Genomic DNA, 205 nt, shown 5'->3' with positions numbered 1-205 from the left:
TATAGGTGTGTAGCCGCTTTTAGCAGCATTTATTGTTTTTTCTAGCCCACCATTTCCACCTATGCTTGTTGTTGGAAGGTTTATCTGTCCCTGTATCAAACAGTTATTTTTCGTACAGACCTCGCCTTCATGCGTAAAGACGCCTTCGTCTGTTATCCTGACGTGTGGAGTAGAGGAAGACCCGCTCTCACTGGGACCTTTTATC

1 protein-coding gene is annotated in these 205 nt (G+C 44.9%); it reads right to left on the bottom strand.

Annotated features, from left to right (window positions below):
* The coding region (locus H6A20_RS13450; protein WP_204907567.1) for a hypothetical protein at positions 1–205 on the bottom strand (205 nt) is incomplete at both ends.

The organism is Mordavella massiliensis (assembly GCF_016901695.1).
In the GTDB taxonomy this organism is placed as follows: domain Bacteria; phylum Bacillota; class Clostridia; order Lachnospirales; family Lachnospiraceae; genus Claveliimonas; species Claveliimonas massiliensis_A.
The sequence above is the reverse complement of the archived record's forward strand: the minus strand, read 5'-3'. Positions and strand labels throughout refer to the sequence as shown.